Raw genomic sequence first — 25,034 nt, 5'->3', positions numbered from 1 at the left:
GGGTATCGGAGAACCGACGACAGGGTTCGCACCTGGGGTGTGAATCCTGTCGTTCAGGAGGAAGCAATGAACGATAAAGCAATCCGCCGTTTCCTGGCTGCAATCGGCATCTTTTATTTACTAAATTTTTTGGGACTGCTTCCTGCCCGTAGTGCTGCCGTCCTGATGCTGATGTACCCCTCTGTCGCGAATGGCTTTCAAGGGGAACTCATGATGCTGCTTCAGGATGCATGGCTCGTGGTCGGGATGCAGCTTGGCGCTGTGGGTGTGCTTGCCCTTTGGGCCCTGCGCGAACCCATTCGCTATGCAGGCATTATTCCTGTCGTTGTGCTCATCGAGATTTTTGACGCAATGTGGGATGTCTATAGCATAGTCTTAAGTGGCGAGACCCTGTGGTTTGGGCTTACTACACTTGCTATTCATTTGGTGTGGATCATATGGGGAATCAGCCTCTGGCGCCAGGTAGGCGACCGCTTGAACCAAGCCCATGCTGTTGATGCAGAAAAAAATTGAGCGGATTCAAAAGTTAAGTCCAATCTACGAGGTGAAGAATTATGAGTTTTGAGAAAGTTTGTGAGGTTAGTGATATCCCTGTCGGCGAAGCGCTCAAAATTTCCGGCGAAGAATTCGATGTCGCGATCTTCAATGTGGACGGAGAGCTATTTGCAACACAAGATCGTTGCACTCACGGCGATTGGTCTCTGTCCGAGGGAGGGTACTTGGACGGGGATGTCGTTGAGTGTTCGCTGCACTGCGGGAAATTCTGCGTTCGGACAGGAAAAGTCAAAGCATATCCACCGACTAAACCGCTGAAAGTCTTTCCGATACATGTAGAAGGAAATGCTGTGTACATCGATTTTAGCGCCGGAGATATTGTCCAATGATCAAGAGTATCGTCATTGTTGGCGCGGGACACGCCGGGACAACGGCTGCGCGCGCCATTCGCGCAAGGGGATATGCCGGACGGATTCATCTGATCGGCAACGAATCCCGGCTGCCCTATGATCGCCCATCATTGTCAAAAGGGGTTCTAGGGGGGGGCGCAGGAGACTCCGCCTCTGCTGATGGAGGCCGCTTGGTTTGAGAGCGAAGGGATTGAACTGCATCTGGGCGACCCCGTATTTGCGATCAACGCCAAGGAGCGCCTTGTAACCCTGCACTCAGGTTTGAGCCTGGACTTCGACCGGCTTTTGTTCGCCACCGGAATGCGACCGCGCAAGCTGTCTATTCCTGGCGGCAATCTGGAAGGCGTGTTCAGCCTTCGCAACTTCGCGGATTGCGCCGCGTTACGCCAGGCCTTCACGGCGGCGAAATCCCTCGTAATTATCGGTGGGGGTCTGATCGGCTGTGAAGTGGCTACCTCCGCGCGCAAAGCGGGACTTGAAGTCACGATCCTGGAATGCGCCGATGAGTTACTGACGCGCGTTCTAGGCCGGCAAGTTGGCGCGTGGTGCCGCGAGCAACTCGAGGCAATGGGCGTTCGAATCGAATTGAATGCGCATATTTCGCATCTTAGCGGTGAACGCAGTGTGCGTTCGCTGGTGTTTGCTGATGGCAGAGAGTTGGAAGCCGAACTCGTATTGGCCAGCATTGGCGGCGATCCGGAAGATACCCTGTTGAAGGCAGCTGGCGTCGCCTGCAATCAAGGCGTAGTGGTCGATGCGTGCGGACAAACATCATCGCCCGATATTTACGCCGCTGGCGACGTAGCTGTGTGGCCCCTAAGGCACGGGGGCCGCCGCGCGCTAGAGACCTATATCAACTCGCAGCAACAGGCGGAAGCGGCGGTAGCCGCGATGCTAGGCGAATACAATCCGGTGCCCCAAGTCGCTACATCGTGGACCGAGATCGCAGGGCACCGCATCCAGATGATTGGGGATATGCAGGGACCCGGTGAATATGTGCAGCGTGGCGAGTTCGAACCCAATCAGCAAACCGTGCTGTTCCGGGTCTTGGACGGCAAGGCGCTGGCTGCGGTGGCGATTAATGCGACCAAGGACTTCGGTGGCGTAAGCCGTTTAGTGATGTCCGAAATAGAGATAGTGCCTGACCACCTCGCTGATACGGAAATAAGCATCCGCGAACTACTCAAGGGGAATGCGGCGCGAACCGTAACCGCCTAGATGATGACTACGGACAAAATATGGAATGTATGTCGCGCTTCAATTTGGAGATAGCAAGATGAATCTGAAAGATCAGGTTGTCTTTATTACAGGCGGTGCATCTGGGCTTGGTCGTGCGCTCGTCGAACGCTTCGTTACGGAAGGTGCAAAGGTGGGGGTGCTCGACAGATGCGAGAAAGGCATCCAAGAGCTAGAGTCGATGCATCCAGGGCGGGTGATCGGAGTCGCGGGTGATGCCCGCTTGCTGGCTGACAATAAAACCGCAGTCCAGCGGTGCGTGGATTCCTTTGGAAAGATCAATACTCTGATTCCCAATGTTGGAATCTGGGATTACAACACCCCGTTGGTGGATATCCCAGACGAAAGGATCGATGAGTCTTTCGACGAAATCTTTCATATCAATGTCAAATCCGGTCTCCTCGCGGTGAAGGCTGCTCTTCCTTATCTCGTTTCGAGTCGGGGGGGGGTCATATTCACGATTTCAAATGCTGGCTTTTATCCCAATGGCGGCGGCCCGCTATATACCGCATCGAAGCATGCACTGATTGGTGTTGTAAAAGAGCTTGCTTATGAACTGGCTCCCTATGTCCGCGTCAATGGTGTAGCGCCTGGAGGCATGGCAACGGATTTACGCGGCCCGCAATCGTTGGGCATGGGGGATCGTTCCATTTCGAGTATTCCGCTTAGCGAATTACTTGAATCCGTCCTCCCAATTGGTCGAATGCCCGATGTGAGGGAGTACACCGGAGCGTATGTATTTTTTGCCAACCACGGAGATGCAGCTCCAGCCACCGGCGCTGTTCTCAACTACGACGGTGGGATGGGCGTTCGCGGCCTCTTCTCTGCAGTTGGTGGCAAAGATCTTGAAGAGAAACTGAAACTACAGAAGTGATTCATAACCAACCAAGGAGAAATAGGATGGAGATCAAGGCATTGGGTTATATGGGGTTTTCCGTAAACGATGTTCCGGAATGGCGGCGGTATCTCACCAAGCTGGCCGGTTTGATGGAAACGCCATGCTCAACAGATGAACAGGCCCGTTTTCGAATGGATTCGAGAAGCTGGCGTATTGGCGTAGAACAAGGCGACTTGGATGATCTGGCATTCGCAGGATTTGAAGTTGCTAATCCTAGCGCTCTAGAAAAAATGCGTGTCCGACTTCAGGAAGCTGGAGTAAAAATCATAAGCGATGTTGGCGATCTCGCGAAAAAGCGCGATGTGCTTGATCTGATTGCCTTCAAAGACCCGTTCGGCATGCAAATAGAAATCTTCTATGGCGCGGGGGATTCCTACGAAAAACCCTTTGTTTCGCCAACGGGCGTAACAGGCTTTCAAACGGGAGAGCAAGGGTTGGGGCACTATTTTTATGCCGTTCCAGATGTTGTCAAGGGTTTGTCATTTTACGTTGACGTGCTTGGCTTCAAATTGTCGGACGTAATCGATATTCCTTTAGGTCCGGATATGACGGTACGTGGCCACTTTCTGCATTGTAATGGACGTCACCATACCATGGCAATCGCTGAAGCCCCCATGCCTAAGCGCATCCACCATTTCATGCTCCAAGCCGCCACGCTGGATGACGTTGGGCATGCATGTGATCGTTTGGACGGTTTTGATGACCAAACTACCGATTCCAATCTTGGAGTTGCAGAAGAAAAGCCCAATAGCTACCTGACCACCACTATTGGCAGACATGTAAACGACCATATGGTTTCATTTTATGCCCGGACGCCATCAGGATTCGAAATGGAATTTGGTTGGGGCGCTCGTGCTGTTGACGATTGCAACTGGACAATGACCCGCCACAGTCGCACAGCCATGTGGGGGCACAAGTCGCTCCGGAAACAAAAATAGCGTGTGATCAAACTATTCTTCCCAAACGGTGGATTTTCAGATGTTTGGGGGGGATAGGAAAACGCCTTTAGGACAAAGTGAGAGCTGTGTGATTTTCTAAACAAAAGCTAGCGGTCTATGACGGCAGACGGTGGATTTACTAAAGTTCCGAATAGGAGATTGAATGGCATGATGGATGAAGATATTGTCACCAAGCTGGGAGACGAGCTTTACGACGCATTATGTGCAAAAAGAATGCTCGAGCCTTTGAGCAACCGTTATCCCAGTATCTCAATTGATGACGCTTACAGGATTCAGTTACGGATGATTTCCTGCCGCCAAAAAGCAGGAGAGAGAATTGTTGGAAAGAAAATTGGAATCACAAGTCGGCCTGTAATGGATCTGCTCAAGGTCTATCAGCCTGATTTCGGGTATTTGCTCGATGGAATGTCTATCAGTGACGGAGCGCGCATTCCAATTGAATCGCTTATTCAGCCAAAAATTGAAGGCGAAATTGCCTTTGTGTTAAAGCGCGACTTGATGGGGCCAGGAATCAGCGCAGCCGAAGTCCTTGCGGCTACCGATTTTGTTATGCCTTGCTTTGAAATTGTCGATTCGCGTATTCGGGACTGGAAAATCCAGATACAGGATACGGTCGCAGACAACGCTTCCTGCGGCCTATTCGTGCTCGGAAACACCATGGCCGATCCGAGGAAGCTTGATCTAACAACTTGTGGCATGGTCTTGGAAAAGAATGGTGAGATTGTGGCGACAGGAGCAGGGGCGGCGGCGTTGGGGTCTCCTATCAATGCTGTAGTTTGGTTGGGGAATACACTTGGTGGCCTGGGAATTCCACTTAAGGCAGGAGAAATTATTCTTTCTGGGGCGCTTGCGAGTATGTTTAGTGTTCATGCAGGCGACCATTATCGTGTGGCAATTGGAGGTATCGGTAGTTGTTCCGTCTCCTTTGTCTGACTGGATAGCCATTGACGTGGGGTTATTGGATGCCACTAAGTCACTATGCCGCTCCTTGTGTTGCGGTATTCCTCAGCAATACTGATTTCCAATAGGCTAAGTTTGCAGAGGGACGTGCCATGCAAATAACGCCACCCCCAAAAGAATTGTGTATATGTGCATGTTAAATCTATGCTTTATGAATTGGAGTTTTGATGAACAAGATTAAGTGCGCCCTGATCGGCCCGGGCAACATCGGCACCGATCTTCTGTACAAACTTAAGCGCAGCCCCTTCCTCGAACCGGTGTGGATGATCGGCATCGACCCCGAATCCGAAGGCCTCAAGCGCGCCGCCGACATGGGCCTCAAGACCTGTGCCACCGGCGTCGATGGCTTCCTGCCGCATGTCCTCGCCGATAGCATCCAGATCGCCTTCGATGCGACCAGCGCCTACGTCCATGCCGAGAATAGTCGTAAGCTCAATGAGCTCGGCGTCCTGATGATCGACCTGACGCCGGCGGCCATCGGCCCCTACTGCGTGCCGCCGGTCAACCTCGTCGAGCACGTCGGCAAGCGCGAAATGAACGTCAATATGGTCACCTGCGGCGGACAAGCCACCATCCCGATGGTTGCAGCCGTCTCCCGTGTCCAGCCGGTCGCTTACGGCGAAATCGTCGCCACTGTCTCTTCGAAGAGCGCCGGCCCCGGCACCCGCAAGAATATCGACGAATTCACCCGCACGACCGCCAGTGCTGTCGAAAAGGTTGGCGGCGCCAAAAAAGGCAAGGCCATCATCATCATCAACCCGGCCGAACCACCGCTTGTCATGCGCGACACCGTGCATTGCCTGACCGAAACCGCGCCTGATCAGGAAAAAATAACTGAATCCATCCACGCCATGATCAAGGAAGTCCAGAAATACGTGCCGGGCTATCGCCTGGTCAACGGTCCAGTATTCGACGGCAACCGTGTGTCCGTCTACATGGAAGTCACCGGACTCGGGGATTTCCTCCCGACCTACGCCGGTAACCTCGACATCATGACTGCTGCCGGTGCCCGTACCGCCGAAATGTTCGCCGAAGAAATTATTGCTGGTCGCCTCACCCTCGAACCCAGGGTTGCTACCGGTTCCCCCAAACTGGCCGGTTGCGGTTCCAACTGATACGGAGAAAATAATCATGACCGCCAAAGGCAAGACCGTTACCGTCCACGACATGACCCTGCGGGATGGCATGCATCCCAAGCGTCACCTGATGACCCTCGACCAGATGGTCAGCATCGCCACCGGCCTCGACGAAGCCGGCATCCCGCTGATCGAAGTCACCCACGGCGACGGCCTCGGTGGTTCCTCGGTCAACTACGGCTTCCCGGCCCATACCGACGAAGAATACCTCGGCACCGTCATTCCCAAGATGAAGAAGGCCAAGGTCTCGGCCCTGCTGCTGCCTGGCATTGGCACCGTCGATCACCTCAAGATGGCGCGCGAACTCGGCGTCAACACCATCCGTGTCGCCACCCACTGCACCGAGGCCGATGTCTCCGAGCAGCACATCACCATGGCCCGCAAGCTCGACATGGATACCGTCGGCTTCCTCATGATGAGCCACATGAACAGCGCCGAAGGTCTCGTCAAGCAAGCCAAGCTCATGGAAGGCTACGGCGCCAACTGCATCTACGTCACCGACTCGGCCGGTCATCTGCTTCCGGAAGGCGTCAAGGAACGTCTCGGTGCTGTGCGCGCTGCCCTCAAGCCGGAAACCGAACTCGGCTTCCACGGCCACCACAACCTGGCCATGGGCGTCGCCAACTCCATCGCCGCCATTGAAGTCGGCGCCAACCGCATCGATGCTGCTGCGGCCGGCCTCGGTGCCGGTGCCGGTAATACGCCGATGGAAGTCCTGATCGCCGTGTGCAGCCTGATGGGCATCGAAACCGGTGTCGATGTCGCCAAGATCACCGACGTTGCCGAAGACCTCGTGGTGCCAATGATGGACTTCCCGATCCGCATCGACCGTGATGCGCTGACCCTGGGTTATGCCGGGGTCTATGGCTCCTTCCTGCTCTTTGCCAAGCGGGCATCCGCCAAGTACGGCGTGCCGGCCCGCGACATTCTGGTCGAGCTGGGCCGCCGCGGTATGGTCGGCGGGCAGGAGGACATGATCGAGGATACCGCCATCACCATGGCTAAGGATCGCTCTATTGCCTCCGCATAATGCCCCTTGGCGCTGAGCGTTTTATATATTTAACAGGGGGAGAGATGCAAATGAATCAATATACGGAATCTACAACCAGCAGGTTTGCCAAGATCAACGAGAAGGGATTTGAAGACTTCCAGGTTCATTTCAACGAAGCTGGCGACGGCGAGGCCGTCATCATGTTGCACGGTGGTGGGCCCGGGGCAGGTGGATGGAGTAACTATAGCCGCAATCTGGGCCCGCTGGTTCAAGCCGGTTATCGCGTGATTTTGAAGGACTCGCCAGGATTTAATAAATCCGACCCCGTCGTAATGGACGAACAGCGAGGTCTCGTGAACGCACGCGCCGTCAAGGGTTTGATGGATGCCCTAAACATCGGAAAAGCGCACCTGGTGGGCAACTCGATGGGGGGGCCACCGCACTGAATTTTGCCATCGAATATCCGGAGCGCATCGGTAAGCTCATTCTGATGGGGCCGGGGGGGCTTGGCTCGAGTCTGTTTTCCGCGATGCCCATGGAAGGCATCAAATTGCTTTTCAAGCTGTATGCCGAGCCTACGCTTGAAAATTTGAAGCAAATGCTATCGGTATTTGTTTTTGATCAGACCCAGATCACCGATGAACTGATTGAGGGCCGCTGGCGGGCTATTCAGCATAATCAAGTACACCTTCGAAATTTTCTTGTCAGTACGCAACGCGTGCCATTGAGCGCTTGGGACGTTACATCGAGATTAGGAGAGATCAAGGCAGAAACGCTTGTCATCTGGGGGCGCGACGACCGCTTCGTACCTCTTGACCATGGATTGAAGTTGGCTTGGCACATCCATGATGCGCGCTTGCATGTCTTGCCTCGGTGCGGTCACTGGGCGCAATGGGAACATGCTGAAGAGTTTAATCGATTGTTGATCGATTTCTTACAACATTGACACCAAAGGGGCTCGATAGACCACTTTACTACGTAACCACCGGTTACGAACGAGAAGTAAGAATTCCGGATTTTCGAGATGAATAATCAGAAGCAATTAAACGGAACAGGAAGTAAGCCCCCCCCCCTTAGAAAAAACGGGGTTGATTTATTTAATTAACATATAAAAATGGAGGAGGCTGTATGCAATTCAATCTTAAGTCTAGTGTAATGGGCGTTGCTCTAGCAGGGGTATCCTATACTGCCTTGGCGACAACAAGCGATGTTTATCGGCTTGTCGGTCATGGTCCAGTTTCAGGGGCATTGGGTGGGGCCGCTACAGCCTTTGACGTCGGTGCGGCCGGCATGATGACAAATCCCGCTACCTTATCCCTTGGCAAGCCTGGCGAGGAAATGCATCTTGGAATGGACGTCATTTTTGCAGATCTATCAGTCAAGAACACCGCGACGGGCGAATCCGCAAAATCCAATGAGCATTCCAACAACCGAGGACCCTATGCGGCTCCGCAAATGGCATATACTTATCGTGCCGAACGATTTGCATTCGGTATTGGAGCCTTTGCACGTGGCGGAGTAGGCACAGAGTACGGAAAGGATAGCTTTCTTTCACGTGCAACAGGTGGATTGAATACGGGTTTGGAAAATTCAAGTCGCTTATTGACACTAAATATACCCATGGCCGCAAGCTTTCAGATGACTGATAGTCTTGCCGTTGGCGCAAGCGTGGATGCAGTGTGGCAGGGACTGAATTTAGATATGCTCCTCGGGGCCGATCAAGTGGGTTCCTTAATTGGCGCCGGGCGTGCGCGGGGAAGTTTGATCCCTGTACTTGGAGGGTTGCCGGATATGCGTGGTGCGCATTTGAGCTTCACCAAGAATGAACCAATTGCGAGTGGCGCCGACGCCTGGGGCTGGGGAGGGAAAATCGGCCTGACGTACAAGGTCAGCAAGGATACGATCCTGGGTGCTTCGTACGTTCTTGAATCACATCTTGATGACATGACTGGGAGTGCTACCCTTACCGCAATTAATGGCTTGGCAGGCCAAGTCAAGCTAGATGGAAAGATTCGTATTAAGGACTTCCAATCGCCTGCACAATTGAATTTCGGAATAAGCCATCGTTTTGACGATCAGTGGATGGTCGTGGCGGATATCTCCAGGGTATTCTGGAAACATGCAGTAAAAGATATTCATGTCTCCTTTGTTTCAAACGCTGGTCAAAATATCGATATTGATCTGCCTCAAAACTATAAGGACCAGACTGCATTGTCGTTGGGTGTCGCCTACACTTCCGGAAAATGGACATTGCGCGGAGGTGCTCGTGTTACTACACAGACTTTGAGATCGGACACGGTATTGGCTGTAATCCCTGCTATTCCAAATAGATTCGGGACTCTTGGCTTTGGTTACCAACTTACACCTATGAGTAGTTTTGATTTTGCTTGGACTCATTCATTTAAAAAGACGATGCAAAACTCTTCATTGCCAAACACGTCTGCTCCTATCGAAATAAATCACGCCCAAGATAGTGCCACTATTGCCTTCACTTATCGTTTTTAGGTTTGATATTAAGTTGGAATTGTCATGGTTGTGCAAATCTTAAAATTACAAGATTCTACCTGCTTTAATATTTTATGGTGAATTAACTAGGAAATTGAAATGACCAACGTAGAAATTGGAAAGGAAATCGTCGCTGCTGGAATTAAGACCAATTATCACGAGCTCGGAACTGGAGAGCCTGTATTTCTTATTCACGGATCGGGTCCAGGTGTCAGCGCTTATGCAAATTGGCGCTTGGTGTTGCCAACACTGGGGCAATTATTTCGCGTCATAGCACCGGATATGGCAGGGTTCGGTTTTACAGAGCGCCCGAAGAATTACATCTACTCAAAGGATAATTGGGTTGAGCACATCATAGGTATGCTTGACGCATTGAAAATCGAGCGTGCAGATTTTATTGGGAATTCTTTCGGTGGTGCCCTTGCAATCGCAACCGCCGTTAAGCACCCCGACCGCATTGGCCGTTTGGTCTTGATGGGCGCAGCTGGAACACATTTCGAACTTACCCCTGGGCTGGATGCAGTTTGGGGTTATACGCCGTCAATTGAAAAAATGCGCAACCTGCTGGATATATTTGCCTTTGATCGTTCGCTTGTGAATGATGAACTTGCAAAACTGCGTTATGAGGCAAGCATTCGGCCAGGCTTTCAAGAGTCATTCGGCAGTATGTTCCCCGCTCCTCGGCAGCGCTGGGTTGACGCACTGGCGAGCTCGGATGAGCAAATTCGCAACCTCGCGAATGAGGTGCTCTTGATTCACGGCCGTGATGACCAGGTGGTACCACTGTCAAGCAGTCTTCGTCTTTTTCAACTATTGGAGAACGTCCAGTTGCATTCTTTTGCTCGCTGTGGGCACTGGGTGCAAATTGAAGCCGCCAATGACTTTTGTAGATTGGTTGTAGACTTTCTTAGCAAGCCGCATTGATTGAGCGTTCTGCGCATCCGGCGAAATTTCTTCTTCCAGATAATTGGGTAATGCGTCCGAATTGATTGGAAGGAGAAATCGAGTTGATGGTCTCATGAAGGCGTTACCGCTGGTTGTGGAACCAAGTCCTTCTTATACAAGACTCACATAGCCTCATCGTGTATCGCCTGCATGGTCGTGGTCGCGTCCAATGAAAGGGCTGTTTTAGTTGCGAAGGAAAGTCGCCTTCCTTTGCGCTCTTCAGCCCCGCGTCCCGTCTGACTGTAAGCGTCCGCCCCAGACCGTCTTGACGATCAGATCTTGATTCTGTGCAGGCGAAGATCGACCGCTGTGACGTCGAAAGCGGTCGGGTCGAACGGCTCCCCGTGCCATGCCCGCATGTCGTGGTGTTCGGGATGATTTGGATCGGCCATCGCCGCGACGAAGTCGGCATACCCGGGTTCGCCGCCGACGTCCTCGGGCGGACTCGCGTTGGCGCCGGCAATGCAGAGTGCCGTATCGAAGAGCGGGTCGGGCGGCAGACGGCGTTCGACCTTGATGCGATGCTCCCAGTCGTCGCCGAAGTCATAGACGTAGCGGAACGACTTGGCGCCGCCGAGCGCGGTCGCCAGCCGCACGCGCTGCTCGGTACGCACGGGTTCGAAGTCATAGTCGGGATCGGGGACGCCGTAGCGCTCGCCGGCGATCTCGAACTCGTGCAGGTGGCAGTCGAGCCAGCCCATCACCGCCTGGATGACCTGGTGCAGCTTCGGCAACGTGATGGTTTCCGGCACGACCACCCGGCGCCAGATGGCGGGTTTGACCCAGGCGAGCTCAATGCGCAGTTGCAGCCGATGCGGCGCGGGCCGCGCCTTCGCAATTCGTACGACATTGCCCATGGTCAGGCCGCCTGGCGCAAGGGTTCGGATTGATCGCGGCCCAGATTCCAGGGCAACAAGTCGTCGATCCGGTTGATCGGATGCTCACTGATGCGTCCGAGCACGTCGCGCAGATACGCTTCCGGATCGAGGCCGTTGAGCTTGGCCGAACCGATCAGGCTGTAGAGGGCCGCCGCGCGCTCGCCCCCGGCATCCGAGCCGCCGAAGAGGAAATTCTTCCGTCCTAATGCCACCGCGCGCAGGGCGCGTTCGGCGGCATTGTTGTCGATCTCGATGCGTCCGTCCTCGACGTAGCGGATCAACGCCCCCCAATGATTCAGGGCGTACTGGATCGCCTCTGCGATGCCGGACTTGCGCGACACGCGCCGGCTCTGGGTTTCCAGCCAGGCGTGCAAAGCCTCCAGTTGCGGGCGCGCCCGGCTGTGCCGCACCTCCCGCCGAATTGGGGGCGGCTCGCCGCGGATAGCCGCTTCGATGGCGTACAGCTGGCCGATCTGCGCGAGTGCCTGGGCGGCGATGGGGGAAGCCTGTGCCCGATGCACGTCGAAGAACTTGCGTCGCACGTGCGCCCAGCAGGCGGCCTCTTGCACGCGACCGGTGGCATACAAGGGGTCGAAGCCGGCGTACGCGTCCGCTTGCAGGATGCCGTTGAAGGTGCGCAGATGACGCTGCGGATGCTCGCCCTTGCGGTTGGGCGAGTATGCGAACCACACCGCCGGTGGATCGTCGCTGCCGGCCGGGCGGTCGTCGCGCACATAGGTCCACAACCGCGCGGTCTTGGTTCTGCCTTCGCCGGGCGCGAGCACCGGCAGCGGGGTGTCGTCGGCATGGACCTTGTCGGCAGCGAGCACGTAGCGGCGCAGCGCCTCGACCAGGGGATCGAGCAACTGTGCCGATTGCCCGACCCAGTCCGCGAGCGTCGAGCGGTCCAGTTCGATGCCCGAGCGCGCGTAGATGGCGCTTTGCCGGTACAGCGGGAGGTGGTCGCAGAACTTGCCCACCAGCACATGCGCGAGCAAGGCCGGCCCGGACAATCCGCGGGAGATGGGTCGCGAGGGCGCTGCGGCCTGCACGATGCGCTCACAGTGTGAGCAGGCGAGCTTCGGGCGCACGTGCCGGATGACCTTGAAGTGGGCCGGCACGTACTCGAGCATCTCCGAGACGTCCTCGCCGAGCTTCACGAACGTGCTGCCGCAGTCGGGGCAGCAGACTTCGATCGGTGCATGCTCGACCGTCTCGCGCGGCAGATGATCAGGCAAGGGTTTGCGGGCGGGGCGTTTCGGTGACGGGGCTACGCCGGACGCCGTGTCTGGCGAGACGTCTGCGGCCGCTTCGCGTCGAACCGTCTCGATGCCTTCGAGCGCGAGTTCGAGTTGGGTGAGCGTCGCGTCGAGTTGTTCGGAGCGGCGGCCGAACTGCATCCGCCGCAGCTTGGCGATGATGAGGTTCAGGCGGGCGATCTCGGCCTGCTGCGCCGTCACGAGGGCCTTGAGCACGGCCTGGTCGTCGGGAAGAGGCGTCGTCGCATCCATGACGAGAGTCTACGCGATGCTGGGGGGCGTGAACAGCCCCTCCCGGGCGCGCCGTGCCTCGATGCTTCAGGCCGCGCAGTCGGGCTGCCAGGTCCGCTCGGGCCGTCGCCAGTCGATGCCTTCGAGCAGCATCGACAACTGCGCCGCGGTGAGATGCACCGCCCCCTCGGTCGCCTGCGGCCAGATGAAGCGGCCGCGCTCCAGGCGTTTGGCGAACAGGCACAGCCCATCGCCGCTCCACCACAGCAGCTTCATGAGATCGCCCCGTCGACCGCGGAAGATGAAGACGTGACCGGAGAACGGATTCTCGGCGAGCGCCCCTTGCACGAGCGCCGCCAAGCCATCCATGCCGCGTCGCATGTCGGTCACCCCGGCTACCAACCAGATACGCGTGCCGGCGGGTAGACCGATCATGCCCGCTCGGCCAAGCAGTCAAGGACCGTGCGCAGCACTTTGCGACTGACCTCGCCGATCACCCGCACGACGGCGCCGCCCACGACGATCTCGAGCGCAGGCGACTGCTTCACGCCCTCCGCGTCTTGCCTGGCCGTCGACGACAAGGTCACTACCGGCAGCAGCTTCGGCGCCATGATTCCGCCCCGCGGCGCAGCCGCTACATGTTCCGGCTGTGGGCTGCCGAACAGGCCGGCACGATAGTGGCGGCGCCACTTGAACAGCAGATTGGCGTTGAGGCCATGCTCGAGTGCGAGCTTCGCCACCGAAATCCCCGGCTCGCATGCGAGGGCCGCCAGCTGGCGTTTGAAATCGACCGGGTAGTTTGGGCTCCCCTTGCGGGTTACCCGGGCGTTGCCATTCGTGGCCAAAGTGGTCCCCACCAGATATTTGGTGGGGACCACTCTGGGCGATCTCTGTCAGTCCCGAAAGACGGTGCTGGGCGGACGCTTACGTCTGACTCGGAAGGCTGTGCAGATCTACTGTGGTATCGCTACCGACCGCGCCTATCCACCACGTACCGGCCCGTACAGCCATATCGATCTGACGCACGCCTTGGCTGTTATTGAACGGGTCAAACATACCTGGTTCGGAACGGCTTGGGCGCGAGGCTGCGAGCAAATCCCATTGGGTTCCCGTCTAGCAGCCTGTCGGACTTCAAGCTCGCGGGCACCGCGGCCGAGGGATTGATTTCACATTGTGAGAGACGATGGGCATTTCAGGCTCCAATCGGCGGTTTTTGTTCGAAATCACAATGCCCCTGTCCTTTTTTCTCACTGCGGACGCAATACGGCCATGCGCTTGAAGTTCCACGCCAGGCACACCAGGGTCCATTCGTTGCACACGTTGTCCAAGCCCCGCAGCAGAAACTGGCGGAAGCCCATCACTGACTTGATGATGCCGAACACCGGCTCTACCGTCTGTTTCCTGAGCGCGTAGGCCGCGCGGCCCGCGCGGGTCTTGAGGGCGTGCTTCATCTGTTCGACGTGGCTGGCTGAGCGCTCGAGCGGCGCGGGTTCGTCGAAGCGGCTGCGCCAATCGGGATGGTGCTCATCACGCCCCACGGCGATCAGCGGTTCGACCCCGGCGTCCTGGCAGCACTGGACGTTGCGTTCGCTGAAGAAACCGGTGTCGGCCAGCAGTTGTTCGGGCCGATTGAGCCCTTCGGGCAAGGCGCCGATGCGCGTCAGCATCGGTTCGACCTGCTCCTTGTCGTTGCCCGCCTGGGTGACGTGGGGGACCATCACCAGCATCGATTCGGTATCGACCACCGCCTGGGCGTTGTAGCACTGCTCGAAGCCGCCGCCGGCCACTTTCATGATGCGCGAGTCCTCGTCGGTGAGATTGATCTGGTCCTCGGCGCCCGGACCCGCCTGGGGCGGCTTGGGGGGCTTGCCACCGGGCTTCTTGCCCGTGGCCGCCTGCTTGGCTTGGCGTTTGGCCATCTTGGCCTCGTACTCGGCCTGCTCGTGCGCGAAGCGTTCGGCGGCGCGCGCCTCGATCTTGGCCTTGGCGGCGGCGATGGCGGCCAGCCGCGCTTCGCGACGCGCAATTTCCGCCGGCAGATCCACGCCTTCGGGCACGCTGCTTTGATCGGCCGCTTCGGCCAGCTTGAGCATTTCCTGCACTTCGGCCTTGAGCTGGGCTTCGATCTTTTCGGCGTGTCCGTAGGAGAGCGCGCTGTGCCGACTGGCGTGGGCGTGGATCTTGGAGCCGTCCAGACTCACCGTGCCAAAGCGCGAGAGCCGATTCTCACGCGCCACTTGCAGTACCTGCACGAAGATATCGGCGAACTGCTCGCCGAAGCGGCGCCGGAAGCTCGCCAAGGTGTCATGGTCCGGGTGCTGGTCGCAGGCGATGAAGCGGAAGGCCAGCGAATCGTAGGTGGCCCGCTCGATCTTGCGGCTCGAGTGCGTCCCCGTCGCGTAGCCGTAGATCAGCAGCGACAGCAGCAGCGCCGGATGGTAGGCGTCGCTTCCACGGCCGGCGTAGGCTCGCTCCAGTTCCGACAGGTCCAGCCCGTCGACCACATCGACCACGTAGCGCGCCAGGTGCGATTCGGGTAGCCAGTCCTGCACCGACGGCGGCAGCAGGTAGTCCGTTTGGCGGTCGATCGGGCGGAAGCGGCTCACGCAGTCAGGCTCCAAGGGTGACACGGCATTTTACCGGGCGATAGTCCGACAGGCTGCTAGTATTTCAGTAGCGCCTGACGAGTACTAAAAAGTGCGTTGGTTACCGTACATTCTATTCGGCCGCATAGCGGGTACTCGGATGCCTGAAGAACGCACGCACAATGTCCGGGGTTTTCTGCAGCGAGTGCATGAAGCGCAGCGCGAGCTTCTTCATCTGCTCGGGCCCCTTGATGATGCTGCGGCCCAGTTTGTGGCTTTTCAGATGTGCCCAGACGTGCTCGTCGGGATTCAGATCGGGCGAGTAGGCCGGCAGCCGGAACAGCCGCAATTTGCCATCGAACCCCTCGACGAACTTTCGGACCTTGGCGCTGCGATGCACCGGATGACCATCGACCACCAAGAAGATTGGCCGCGTTGTGCCCTGCATCAGTCGCTTCAGAAACTCGATGAAGACGTCCGCGGTGACGTTCCCCTCAGTACACATGAACCGCAACTGCCCCTTTGGGCTGATGGCCGAGATCAGATTGAGCTTGAAGCGGGCGCCGGTCGTCTTCACCACCGGCGTCACCCCCACCGGCGCCCAGGTCGTGCCGGTATGGTAGTCCGAGCGCACCGCGGCCTCGTCGCCGAAGAAGATCTCCGCCCCGACCGCTTTGGCTTCGGCGCGAATGCGCGGAAACTCATTCTTGATCCAGTCGGTCACCAGAGCCGGGTCGCGCTGGTAGGCGCGCATCGGCGGCCGTTGCGGCGACAGCCCCAACTTGCGAAGCAGACGCCCAACGCTCACCTCCGACATTGCCACTTTGAACTGGGTGCGGATCAGTTCTCGAACCATCGCCCGCGTCCACAGCGCAAACTCGAACTTGAACTGCTGCGGGTTCGACAGTGTGATCGTGCAGTACAGCCAATCGAGCGCCTTGCCGTCGAGCTTGGGCTTGGCACCCGGCACAGGTTTGGCACGCAGCGCGTCGAGCCCGCCTTCACGGTACAGCGCCAGCCACTCGTAGATGCGCGGGCGCGAAAAGCCGAGCGCCTTGACCACGACTTCGGGCGACTCGCCCGCTTCAACTCGTTGCACCGCCCGAATCCGCATTTCTTCGAGCGTGGCATGCGACAGGGAGCGACCGTCTCTCTTTTCCATGCCGAATTATCGCATGTCGCCTTCAATCAATGTTCGCTAACCAACGCACTTCTTAGTAATTCATCGCTTCTGGATAGGCGGTCCAACCGACAGGCCTCGTGATTTGACTAGAACTGCAAGTATCCCGAGGCTGCAAGTGGAACCGTACGGTAACATCACGATGGAGGACAAACCATGGAGTTGCGCCACCTTCGCTGCTTCGCTGTCCTGGCGGAGGAACTGCACTTCACCCGTGCTGCTGAAAGGCTGCATATCGAGCAGTCCCCCCTGTCCCGTACCATCAAGGAGCTCGAAGACGAACTTGGCGCACTGCTATTCGATCGTGACCGCCGCGGCACACGGCTGACACAGGCCGGTGCAGTTTTTCTCCAGGATGTGCTTCGGTTGTTCTCGACGCTGGAACTTGCCCGTGAAAACGTAAAAGCGGTTTCGTCAGGCTATCAGGGGATTCTTCGCATCGCCGTCCCCTGCGGCTGCATCGATCCGCGGCTATCTGGCTTTCTCGCACGCTGTCGCGAGGAAGATCCGGAAGTCGAGATACGTTTGACAGAAGCGACGCTGGCCGAGCAGGTGCGCGGACTGCGTTCGGGCAGCTTCAATGTGGGGTTTGCACATACCACCGACGTCGGGGATGGAATCGTTGCCGAACCGATCTGGATTGATCCGCTGGTCGTGGCCGTATCGGCACGGCATCCGCTGCTCGTTCACAAGCAGGTGCCCTTGGAGGAGTTGGTGCGTTATCCGCTCGTAATGGCTGATCCCCGGTTGTTCGGGCGGAGCAATTGCGAGCTGGATCGATTGCTGCACACCGCGATGGGCAAACCCGGCGCCGTCGAGCACGTCGCCTCGATGGACATGATGCTGACGCTGGTCGCAGCTGGTTATGGCGTTGGGTTCGCGAACGCTGCACGAATTAGAGTTTGTCATCGCCCCGACGTGGTGACTCGTCCTCTCGCGGCCCAAAATGTCACCCACACCACGTACCTGTTACGACCGGACAGTGGCGCTGACACCCCTTCCGCCATACCTCTGGACCGCTTTATGGCGCGTCTACACGCTCAAATCGACGAGTAACGGGCAAAGCCCGGTGCCGTTCACCGGTTACGTCTTTGGCCCCGAGCGCAGGTTATCCTCCGTCACAGCGATCAGATCAGCGGCACTTCTGTTCAGAGCTCCGGCGATTCTGAGGATCAGCGCCAGCGTGGGCATGTGCTCACCCCGTTCTATCTTTCCCATGTGGGAGCGCTCGATTTCCGCCAAGGACGCCAGCTCTTCCTGAGCCATTCCCTGTTCCATCCGTGCCGCACGAACCGCCAGGCCGAAGGCCAGCGCAGGCTCAGGTTCGTAGGTGGTCGATCCGACAGGGCGGCCTCGCTGGACAGTACGCTTTTGCATCGGCAAAAGCGTCGAATATCGCGATACTTTTAACCACGTTAAATTTAACTCTTTGCTATGATGCTTGCTGCCACGGTCTGGCCTCCATCACGAAATGGCATCCATGAGTGCCCCCAGCCAATCGTCGATACTCAAACTCGCCGTTTCGGCTGACGCGCTGTCGCCACAGCTGGCGACACTGCTTGCCCTGCAGCGTGTCGAGGAGCCGGAAACCCTCGTCCTGCTGCAGGAGGCCACTGCCGGCGATCTGGTCCGTGGCCTGGAAAACGGCGATTGCGACATGGGCATGGCGGTGGGGACGACGTCAACGCACCTGGCGTTGGACACTCAGCCACTTTGGGGTGACGAACTGGCTTTGGCGGTTCCGTTACGCTCGCCGCTGCTTGCCCACGTCGAGGTGTCATTGGATGCGCTGCTGCACTATCCATTGGTTCGGCGGTGCCCACGGGCATGTGAAGCGCTGAGCCAGCAGGTTGATGCTGTCATTGGGCCTGAAGACCGTTCTGCCCGGGAGGTCAATTCCTTCGAACTCATGGCTCTGCTGGTGGCGGCAGGCTACGGTGTCGGCATTGCGCCCCGATCGCGCATCGCGCAGGCACGTGGCTGGGGTGTTGCCATGCGCCCCCTGGCCGGCGGTCCCTATCTCATCCGAACCCAGTTGCTGCTGCCGTCGCGAGGGTGTGTGCCGGCTGTCGAGAGGTTTGCCGAACGGGCGGCGAAGATCACGGAGACCAAGCCGGCGTGATGAGGCGTCCATCGTACGTTCGCGTGTTTCCAGACGAAAGCGGCACGCGGCATCTTGCAGTGCAAGTTCGCCATCGCGCGTATCGCTAGGCGTACCGGGGCAGTTGTGGAGTCCGACTATCGCGTTGCACCACCCTTTCGCTGACGGCGCTGCATACCAGATGGACGGCGAGGTGCAGATTCTCCGGCGTCACCGCCTCGATGGGGGACTGCCCTTGGAAGAGATCGTTCGGACGTATAAGGGCATGGTAGATGTGCCAAGTGTCGACTCCCGGGGGCATCTGCTTGAGGATGGTTTGGATCAGCCTGCGCTTGAGCGGATCGAGCTGCCAATCCGGCACGCGCTGTCCCCGGTTGCCCAGGCTGATCGACAGGAGGTTGCCGGCCTGGATTTCGTAAGTGATCCAGCGACGGGACTTGCCTGCGAGCTTGGCATAGTCGGCGACCGACAGGTTGTGCGGAGCCTCCAGAATGTCGAGCAGGATCATCCGCTCGCGCTGGACGTTGGAGATGGCCGGCTCGATCTTGGGCACGCGCACTGCGGAAAGGCGCTGCACCGGAGCCGTGGCCAGCGCCATGGCCCCCTGGAGCGGTTGCGACACCACCAGCGTGGGAGCAGCCCTGGCCGCCGACAACGGTTGCTCCTCCGCTTCGGTGGCGACCACGGGAAAGCCATCCAGTTGAATGGTCAGCAGCGTACTGGCCGCTTCGACCTGCCCCTGCTCGAACAGGTCCAGCCGGTCCGCCCAGTCCTGCATCATGCGTCGGCGCTGCTCCACATACTTGGCGTGGTTGTAGGTTGCGCGAACCTGGTTGGGATCGACGTGGGAAAGCTGTGCATCCACCCACTTCTCGGGATACCCCAGTTCGTTGAGTGCGGTCGAGATGGTTCCGCGGATGCCGTGGCCGGTCAGCCGGCCCTCGTATCCCAAGCGATGCAGTGCCTTGTTGAGGGTGTTCTCGCTGATGCGCTGCTTGAGGCTCTTGTCCCCCGGGAACAGGTACGTCTGGGCTGGCTTGGACTGGTCGAGCATGTGCCGAACGATCTCGATCGCCTGCACGGACAGCGGCACGATGTAGGGTGGGATGTCCTCCGGCCGGACGTTCTCCTTCTGCATCTTCAATTCCAGCTGTTTCACCACCTCCGGCGGGATGATCCACAGGCCATCGTCGAGGTGGAACTGGTCTGGCGTCGCCAGCCGCAGTTCCCCGGTCCGCACGCCGGTCAGCAACAGCAGGCGGAGGCCAAGCTGCGTTTTCAGCTTGCCGGGGTACTTGCGCAGCAACTGCAAGAACTCGGGCAATTCGGGCATGCGCAGGAAGGGGTTGTGGCGTACCGGCGGCTGGGGCATGGCGACCACATCCAGGTCGGAGGCCGGGTTCTGTTCCAGGCCCGGCACGATCACGAGGGCATACCGGAAGAGCTGGTTGAACCAGGTGCGCACCTTCTCGGCGATGGATGGCGCGCCGCGCTTCTCGATGCGGCCGACGATTTCAAGTAGGTCGGCGCGGGTGATCTCGTAGATCGAACGCTTGCGCAGGCTCGGCAGGATGTCGTTCTTGAAGATGCGCGGGATCATCGACAGCGTGGTCTGCCGGCCTTTCTTGAGGCGCCCCTGCGCCCGGAAGGCGAGCCACTTGTCGTACACCGCCTCAAAGGTGTTCTGCTCGGCCTGGGTGGCGATGCGCCGATCCTTCTCTCGCTGCCGCTGTGGGTTGATGCCCTTGGCCACCAGCGCCCGCGCATTGTCGCGGCGCTCCCGCGCTTCGCGCAGGCTGATCTCCGGGTACGTCCCCAGGGACATCCGCTTCTGTCGGCCCAGCCAGGTGTAACGAAAGTGCCAGGACTTGGTGCCCTTGTCCGAGACGGCCAACGAGAGGCCGTCGAAATCGGGGATCGTGTAGTCCTTTCCGGTGGCCTTCGCCTGCCGGACGAACATGTCGGTGAGTGCCATGCTTGCTCCTGAACAGAGTCAGGAGTCAGATGCTCATCCCGGCACCCGCTCGGCCCAAGGAACAATCCGGACTCGAACACAACCGCTTTGATGGACTGCCGGATGGACTAATTTAGTCCAGCAGTGGGTGGATTTCGGTGGATCTCATTGGAATGTTGTCTAGCGAAAAATTCTTTGCTGACAACAGCTTATGGAGCTCAGTGGATCTCCATGGAAGCCTAATTGGAGCGGGTGAAGGGAATCGAACCCTCGTCATCAGCTTGGGAAGCTGAGGTAATAGCCATTATACGACACCCGCTTTTCCGGTCCGCGCCGCGAACCGAGGCGCCATTCTAATGGCCGGGATGGCACTGCGCAATGCGTCGGGAGCGCGGCGCGGGGCGTGGTAAGATTTTTGTCCGATGCTTCAGACGGTTTCCCCATGATCCAGCTCACCATCAACGGCCAGCCGGAACGCCTCGAACGGGCGCTGACGGTGCATGCGCTGCTCGAGGCGCGACAACTCGCCGGCAAGCGGCTGGCGGTCGAGCGCAACGGCGAGATCGTCCCCAAGGGGCGGCACGCCGAGACCGTGCTCGCGGACGGCGACCGCCTGGAGATCGTCGTCGCCGTCGGCGGCGGCTGATCGACTCGCGCCGCTATCCTCGCTTCTCCCTCAACCCCGAATTCCCGCAGGTCGAACATGAACGACTCCCTGGTCATCGCCGGCAAGTCCTACGGCTCCCGCCTCCTCGTCGGCACCGGCAAGTACAAGGACTTCGCCGAGACGCGCACGGCGATCGACGCGAGCGGCGCCGAGATCGTCACTGTCGCGATCCGCCGCACCAACATCGGCCAGAACGCCGGCGAGCCCAACCTGCTCGACGCGCTGCCGCCCGACCGCTTCACGATCCTGCCCAACACGGCCGGCTGCTATACGGCCGACGATGCGGTGCGCACGCTGCGCCTCGCGCGCGAACTGCTCGACGGTCACGCGCTGGTGAAACTCGAGGTGCTGGGCGACCCGAAGACGCTGTTCCCGAACATGCCCGAGACGCTCAAGGCCGCGGAGATCCTCGTGAAGGACGGTTTCGACGTGATGGTGTACTGCGCCGACGACCCGATCCAGGCGAAGATGCTCGAAGACATGGGCTGCGCCGCGGTGATGCCGCTCGCGTCGCTGATCGGCTCCGGCATGGGCATCGTCAACCCGTGGAACCTGCGCCTCATCATCGACCAGGCGAAGGTGCCGGTCCTCGTCGACGCCGGCGTCGGCACTGCGTCCGACGCGGCGATCGCGATGGAGCTGGGCTGCGACGGCGTGTTGATGAACACCGCGATCGCGCACGCGCAAAATCCGGTGCTGATGGCCAGCGCGATGAAGAAGGCGGTCGAGGCCGGGCGCGAAGCCTTCCGTGCCGGGCGCATGCCGCGCAAGTTCTACTCCGCCGACCCGAGCTCGCCGACGAGCGGCCTGATCGGCTCGTAAGCCGCCCGCGCGGCGGCGCGCGCTTCGCGGGCCGCTGCGACTCCCGCATTCCCCTTCCCGATCCGCCAGCGGGGCGCGACCGTTTCCGTGCCGTCGCCGCCCGCCCCCACACGATGACTGCAACGACTCCCGACCAGCCGGCTTCCGACCTGCCCGGCAACGCCACGCCCGATACCGCGGTCGCCGCGGTCCCCTGTTCGCCGCAGGGCGACCCCGAGGCGCGCTTTTCCAGCCGCTCGATCCGCAGCTTCGTGTTGCGCCAGGGCCGCATGTCGGTCGCGCAGCAACGCCACCTCGAGGAGACCTTCCCCAAGGTCTCGATTCCCTACCGCGTCGCGCCGCTCGACCTCGACGCCGCCTTCGGCCGCAGCGCGCCGAAGATCGTCGAGATCGGCTTCGGCATGGGCGAAACCACCGCGAAGATCGCCGCGGCGCTGCCCGACCGGGATTTCCTCGGCATCGAGGTGCATGGGCCCGGCGTCGGTAGCCTGTGCAAGCTGATCGCCGAGAATGATCTTGCCAACCTGCGCATCATGCAGCACGACGCCGTCGAGGTGCTGCGCGACATGATCCCGGAAGGTGCGCTCGCGGGCGTGCATGTGTTCTTCCCCGATCCCTGGCGCAAGAAGCGCCACCACAAGCGGCGCATCATCCAGCCCGACTTCGTCGCGCTGATCGCCTCGCGCCTGGCGCCGGGCGGCTACCTGCACTGCGCGACGGACTGGGAGGAGTACGCCCACTGGATGCTGGAGGTCCTGTCCGCCGAACCCGCGCTGGAAAACACCGCGGCAGGCTTCGCGCCGCGCCCGGACTACCGGCCGCTGACGAAGTTCGAGAACCGCGGCCTCAGGCTCGGCCACGGCGTGTGGGATCTGGTGTTCCGGCGGCGCGGGTGATGCCCCGGGTCACCGCGAAGATGGCGGCAGGCGCGGCATCCGCCAGGATCGGGTAGCATTCGGCATAACGTCCGTTCGCGGCTGAAGCCGCTCCCCCCGGGCGAACCGAGGTAAGGCGCATGTTTGGATTTCTGGGCAGGATGTTGGCGGGACTCTGGTGGGCAGTCGACTTGCTGCGGCGCGTCGTCCTCACGCTCGTGTTCCTGCTGGTGCTGGCGCTGGTCCTGGTGTTCGCGCTCCGTCCGGGGCCGTCCGTGCCCGACGGGGCGGCGCTGCTGCTGCGGCCTGCGGGCACGCTGGTCGAGCGCGTGCGCGTCGACGACCCGCTGGGCATCATCCGCGCGGGCGGCGCATCGGTGGCCCAGACCTCGCTGCCCGACATGATCGAGGCGGTGCGCGCGGCGCGCGAGGACAAGCGCATCAAGGCGCTGGTCATCGAGACCGATCTCCTCGGCGAGGGCGGGCTGTCCAAGCTCTCCGAGCTGCGCGACGAGATCCTCGCGTTCAAGAGTGGCGGCAAGCCCGTGTATGCGCGCGGCGAGCGCTACACGCAGGGGCAGTACTTCCTCGCCAGCGTGGCCGACGAAGTGCATCTCGCGCCCGACGGTTTCGTGCTGCTGCCGGGCCTCGCACGCAACGTCAGCTACTACAAGGGGGCGCTCGACGCGCTGGGCGTGAAGGTGCATGTGTTCCGGGTCGGCGAATACAAGTCCTTCGCCGAGCCCTTCACGCGCACCGGCATGTCGGACGAGGACCGCGCGTCGTCGGTCGAACTCCTCGACGCCTTGTGGAAGGGCATGCGCGAACGCATCGCGAGCAGCCGCAAGCTTGCCCCGGAGGTGTTGAACCGTTACGTCGACCGCTACGCCGACGTGCTCGAGGCCGCCGACGGCGACACCGCACGTGCCGCGCGCGAGTCCGGTCTCGTCGATGCGCTGAGCCAGCGCGACGAGTGGCACGACTTGCTGAAGGCGCGCATCGGCGCGGACGGCAAGGACTATCGCCGCATCGAGGCGGACGACTACCTCGCCGCGGTGCGCGCCGCGCGTCCGCACGAGGACGCACACGTCGCGGTGCTGGTCGCGCAGGGCTCCATCGTCGATGGCGCGGCGGACGAGGATTCGGTGGGCGGGGACAGCCTCGCGGCGCAGATCCGCGCGGCGCGCGAGGACGAGCACGTGAAGGCGGTCGTGTTGCGCGTGGACAGCCCCGGCGGCAGCGCCTGGGCATCCGAGGTGATCCGCCGCGAACTGGAGCTCACGCGCAAGGCCGGCAAGCCCGTCGTCGCGTCGATGAGCTCGGTCGCGGCGTCCGGCGGCTACTGGGTGGCGGCCGGCGCGGACGAGATCTGGGCGCGGCCGGAAACGCTCACCGGCTCGATCGGCGTGTTCGCGATGTTCCCCGAATTCTCCGAGCCGCTGAACCGCGTGGGCATCACCACCGACCGCGTCGCGACCGGCCCGCTCGCCGGTTCGCTCGACCCGCGCCGGCCGCTGGAGCCCGCGCTCGCGAAGGCGATACAGCTCGGCGTCGAGCACAGCTACCGGCGCTTCCTCGAGATCGTCGCGACCGCGCGCGGCAAGGACATCGCCGCGGTCGACGCGATTGCGCGCGGCCGCGTATGGACCGGCGAGAAGGCGCACCGCCTGGGGCTCGTGGACCAGCTCGGCGGGCTCGAGGGCGCGATCGCGGCAGCCGCGAAACGCGCGCAGCTCGAACACTACGAGACGATCTGGCCGACCGGCGAGATCAACCTCCGCCACCTGCTGCTGCGCCGCCTGATGTCGGCCGTAGGGCCGGTGGAACTCGGCGCCGCGTCGCCGCTCGCGCGCCTCCTCGCCGGCGTGCAGGCGCAAGCCGCCGACCTGCTGCGCTGGAACGACCCGCAGCACCTGTACGGTCACTGCCTGTGCGACGCGCCCTGAG

The 25,034-nt window shown here is 59.9% G+C and carries 25 protein-coding genes, 1 tRNA gene and 1 pseudogene; 18 read left to right on the top strand and 9 right to left on the bottom strand.

Translation table 11 applies throughout. The features are described from left to right. The first annotated feature begins 66 nt into the window (after nt 1–66). The 12 genes and pseudogenes from CDA09_RS21490 to CDA09_RS21440 all read left to right on the top strand — a co-directional run bounded on the left by CDA09_RS21490 (nt 67) and on the right by CDA09_RS21440 (nt 10,514). Nucleotides 67–513 (top strand): BphX family protein, encoded by a 447-nt coding sequence (locus tag CDA09_RS21490; RefSeq protein ID WP_121430499.1) that lies wholly within the window; start codon nt 67–69, stop codon nt 511–513. Between the two features lie 41 nt (nt 514–554). Then, nucleotides 555–884, top strand: coding sequence for a non-heme iron oxygenase ferredoxin subunit (locus CDA09_RS21485; RefSeq protein ID WP_083447100.1), 330 nt, complete (start codon nt 555–557; stop codon nt 882–884). Then, the gene (locus tag CDA09_RS23850; protein WP_286164283.1) at nt 881–1,084 is read left to right on the top strand and encodes an FAD-dependent oxidoreductase; all 204 of its coding nucleotides are present in this window, start codon (nt 881–883) and stop codon (nt 1,082–1,084) included. Before CDA09_RS21485 ends, CDA09_RS23850 begins: the two co-directional genes overlap by 4 nt. After that, nucleotides 1,065–2,123, top strand: coding sequence for an NAD(P)/FAD-dependent oxidoreductase (locus tag CDA09_RS21480; RefSeq protein ID WP_286164282.1), 1,059 nt, complete (start codon nt 1,065–1,067; stop codon nt 2,121–2,123). Before CDA09_RS23850 ends, CDA09_RS21480 begins: the two co-directional genes overlap by 20 nt. 58 nt (nt 2,124–2,181) lie before the next feature. After that, nucleotides 2,182–3,015, top strand: coding sequence for a cis-2,3-dihydrobiphenyl-2,3-diol dehydrogenase (gene bphB / locus CDA09_RS21475; RefSeq protein WP_050417867.1), 834 nt, complete (start codon nt 2,182–2,184; stop codon nt 3,013–3,015). A 26-nt stretch (nt 3,016–3,041) separates the two neighbouring features. Beyond that, the gene (locus CDA09_RS21470; protein WP_174718467.1) at nt 3,042–3,977 is read left to right on the top strand and encodes a VOC family protein; all 936 of its coding nucleotides are present in this window, start codon (nt 3,042–3,044) and stop codon (nt 3,975–3,977) included. Nucleotides 3,978–4,148: 171 nt separating this feature from the next. Continuing rightward, nucleotides 4,149–4,931, top strand: a complete 783-nt coding sequence (dmpE, locus tag CDA09_RS21465; RefSeq protein WP_083447177.1) for a 2-oxopent-4-enoate hydratase — start codon at nt 4,149–4,151, stop codon at nt 4,929–4,931. A gap of 191 nt (nt 4,932–5,122) precedes the next feature. Continuing rightward, complete coding sequence (locus CDA09_RS21460) at nt 5,123–6,073, top strand: acetaldehyde dehydrogenase (acetylating) (RefSeq protein ID WP_269469643.1); 951 nt, start codon at nt 5,123–5,125, stop codon at nt 6,071–6,073. A gap of 16 nt (nt 6,074–6,089) precedes the next feature. Next, nucleotides 6,090–7,124, top strand: a complete 1,035-nt coding sequence (gene dmpG, locus CDA09_RS21455) for a 4-hydroxy-2-oxovalerate aldolase (RefSeq protein WP_050417864.1) — start codon at nt 6,090–6,092, stop codon at nt 7,122–7,124. Beyond that, nucleotides 7,124–8,031 (top strand): annotated as a pseudogene (bphD, locus tag CDA09_RS23780) (2-hydroxy-6-oxo-6-phenylhexa-2,4-dienoate hydrolase). The gene dmpG and the pseudogene bphD overlap by 1 nt, the downstream one beginning before the upstream one ends. A gap of 182 nt (nt 8,032–8,213) precedes the next feature. Further along, complete coding sequence (locus tag CDA09_RS21445) at nt 8,214–9,590, top strand: OmpP1/FadL family transporter (protein ID WP_083447099.1); 1,377 nt, start codon at nt 8,214–8,216, stop codon at nt 9,588–9,590. A gap of 99 nt (nt 9,591–9,689) precedes the next feature. Continuing rightward, the gene (locus CDA09_RS21440; protein WP_083447098.1) at nt 9,690–10,514 is read left to right on the top strand and encodes an alpha/beta fold hydrolase; all 825 of its coding nucleotides are present in this window, start codon (nt 9,690–9,692) and stop codon (nt 10,512–10,514) included. A 293-nt stretch (nt 10,515–10,807) separates the two neighbouring features. Here CDA09_RS21440 and CDA09_RS21435 read toward each other — a convergent pair whose 3' ends face one another. From CDA09_RS21435 to CDA09_RS21410, 6 genes are all read right to left on the bottom strand, one after another. Then, entirely contained in the window at nt 10,808–11,392 is a 585-nt protein-coding gene (locus tag CDA09_RS21435) for a plasmid pRiA4b ORF-3 family protein (protein WP_050417862.1), read from the bottom strand. A gap of 2 nt (nt 11,393–11,394) precedes the next feature. Then, nucleotides 11,395–12,924, bottom strand: a complete 1,530-nt coding sequence (gene tnpC, locus CDA09_RS21430) for an IS66 family transposase (protein ID WP_050417861.1) — start codon at nt 12,922–12,924, stop codon at nt 11,395–11,397. 66 nt (nt 12,925–12,990) lie between these two features. Continuing rightward, nucleotides 12,991–13,338: an IS66 family insertion sequence element accessory protein TnpB gene (gene tnpB, locus CDA09_RS21425; protein ID WP_050417860.1), complete on the bottom strand. Its 348-nt coding sequence runs from the start codon at nt 13,336–13,338 to the stop codon at nt 12,991–12,993. Continuing rightward, nucleotides 13,335–13,781 (bottom strand): IS66-like element accessory protein TnpA, encoded by a 447-nt coding sequence (gene tnpA, locus CDA09_RS21420; RefSeq protein WP_198149581.1) that lies wholly within the window; start codon nt 13,779–13,781, stop codon nt 13,335–13,337. Before tnpA ends, tnpB begins: the two co-directional genes overlap by 4 nt. A gap of 369 nt (nt 13,782–14,150) precedes the next feature. Beyond that, nucleotides 14,151–15,509, bottom strand: a complete 1,359-nt coding sequence (locus tag CDA09_RS21415) for an IS1182 family transposase (protein ID WP_050417858.1) — start codon at nt 15,507–15,509, stop codon at nt 14,151–14,153. Nucleotides 15,510–15,621: 112 nt separating this feature from the next. Beyond that, nucleotides 15,622–16,650 carry an IS630 family transposase gene (locus CDA09_RS21410; protein ID WP_050417857.1) on the bottom strand — a complete coding sequence of 343 codons (1,029 nt, stop codon included), beginning with the start codon at nt 16,648–16,650 and terminating at the stop codon, nt 15,622–15,624. 174 nt (nt 16,651–16,824) lie between these two features. Here CDA09_RS21410 and CDA09_RS21405 point away from each other — a divergent pair, with 174 nt between their 5' ends. Then, nucleotides 16,825–17,724, top strand: coding sequence for a LysR family transcriptional regulator (locus tag CDA09_RS21405; RefSeq protein WP_050417856.1), 900 nt, complete (start codon nt 16,825–16,827; stop codon nt 17,722–17,724). Between the two features lie 27 nt (nt 17,725–17,751). Here CDA09_RS21405 and CDA09_RS21400 read toward each other — a convergent pair whose 3' ends face one another. Beyond that, a complete protein-coding gene (locus CDA09_RS21400) occupies nt 17,752–18,045 on the bottom strand; it encodes a helix-turn-helix domain-containing protein (RefSeq protein WP_050417855.1) in 294 nt (97 codons plus the stop codon). Nucleotides 18,046–18,148: 103 nt separating this feature from the next. Here CDA09_RS21400 and CDA09_RS21395 point away from each other — a divergent pair, with 103 nt between their 5' ends. Continuing rightward, a complete protein-coding gene (locus CDA09_RS21395; protein WP_050417854.1) occupies nt 18,149–18,790 on the top strand; it encodes a LysR substrate-binding domain-containing protein in 642 nt (213 codons plus the stop codon). Nucleotides 18,791–18,875: 85 nt separating this feature from the next. Here CDA09_RS21395 and CDA09_RS21390 read toward each other — a convergent pair whose 3' ends face one another. Together CDA09_RS21390 and CDA09_RS21385 are read right to left on the bottom strand one after the other, a co-directional pair. Next, nucleotides 18,876–20,744 carry a tyrosine-type recombinase/integrase gene (locus tag CDA09_RS21390; RefSeq protein ID WP_050417853.1) on the bottom strand — a complete coding sequence of 623 codons (1,869 nt, stop codon included), beginning with the start codon at nt 20,742–20,744 and terminating at the stop codon, nt 18,876–18,878. 223 nt (nt 20,745–20,967) lie between these two features. Next, a tRNA-Gly gene (locus CDA09_RS21385) sits at nt 20,968–21,042 on the bottom strand. A gap of 123 nt (nt 21,043–21,165) precedes the next feature. Here CDA09_RS21385 and thiS point away from each other — a divergent pair. The 4 genes from thiS (at nt 21,166) to sppA (ending at nt 25,033) form a co-directional block, all read left to right on the top strand. Continuing rightward, complete coding sequence (gene thiS, locus CDA09_RS21380; protein ID WP_121430498.1) at nt 21,166–21,369, top strand: sulfur carrier protein ThiS; 204 nt, start codon at nt 21,166–21,168, stop codon at nt 21,367–21,369. 57 nt (nt 21,370–21,426) lie between these two features. After that, on the top strand, nt 21,427–22,212 hold the full coding sequence (locus tag CDA09_RS21375; RefSeq protein WP_121430497.1) for a thiazole synthase: 786 nt from the start codon (nt 21,427–21,429) through the stop codon (nt 22,210–22,212). A gap of 113 nt (nt 22,213–22,325) precedes the next feature. Continuing rightward, on the top strand, nt 22,326–23,108 hold the full coding sequence (gene trmB, locus CDA09_RS21370) for a tRNA (guanosine(46)-N7)-methyltransferase TrmB (protein ID WP_286164280.1): 783 nt from the start codon (nt 22,326–22,328) through the stop codon (nt 23,106–23,108). A gap of 119 nt (nt 23,109–23,227) precedes the next feature. Continuing rightward, a complete protein-coding gene (gene sppA, locus CDA09_RS21365) occupies nt 23,228–25,033 on the top strand; it encodes a signal peptide peptidase SppA (RefSeq protein ID WP_121430496.1) in 1,806 nt (601 codons plus the stop codon). Nucleotide 25,034 lies beyond the last annotated feature (1 nt).

The sequence above is a fragment of the Azoarcus sp. DN11 genome (genome assembly GCF_003628555.1).
Classification (GTDB): Bacteria; Pseudomonadota; Gammaproteobacteria; order Burkholderiales; family Rhodocyclaceae; genus Aromatoleum.
The sequence above is the reverse complement of the archived record's forward strand: the minus strand, read 5'-3'. Positions and strand labels throughout refer to the sequence as shown.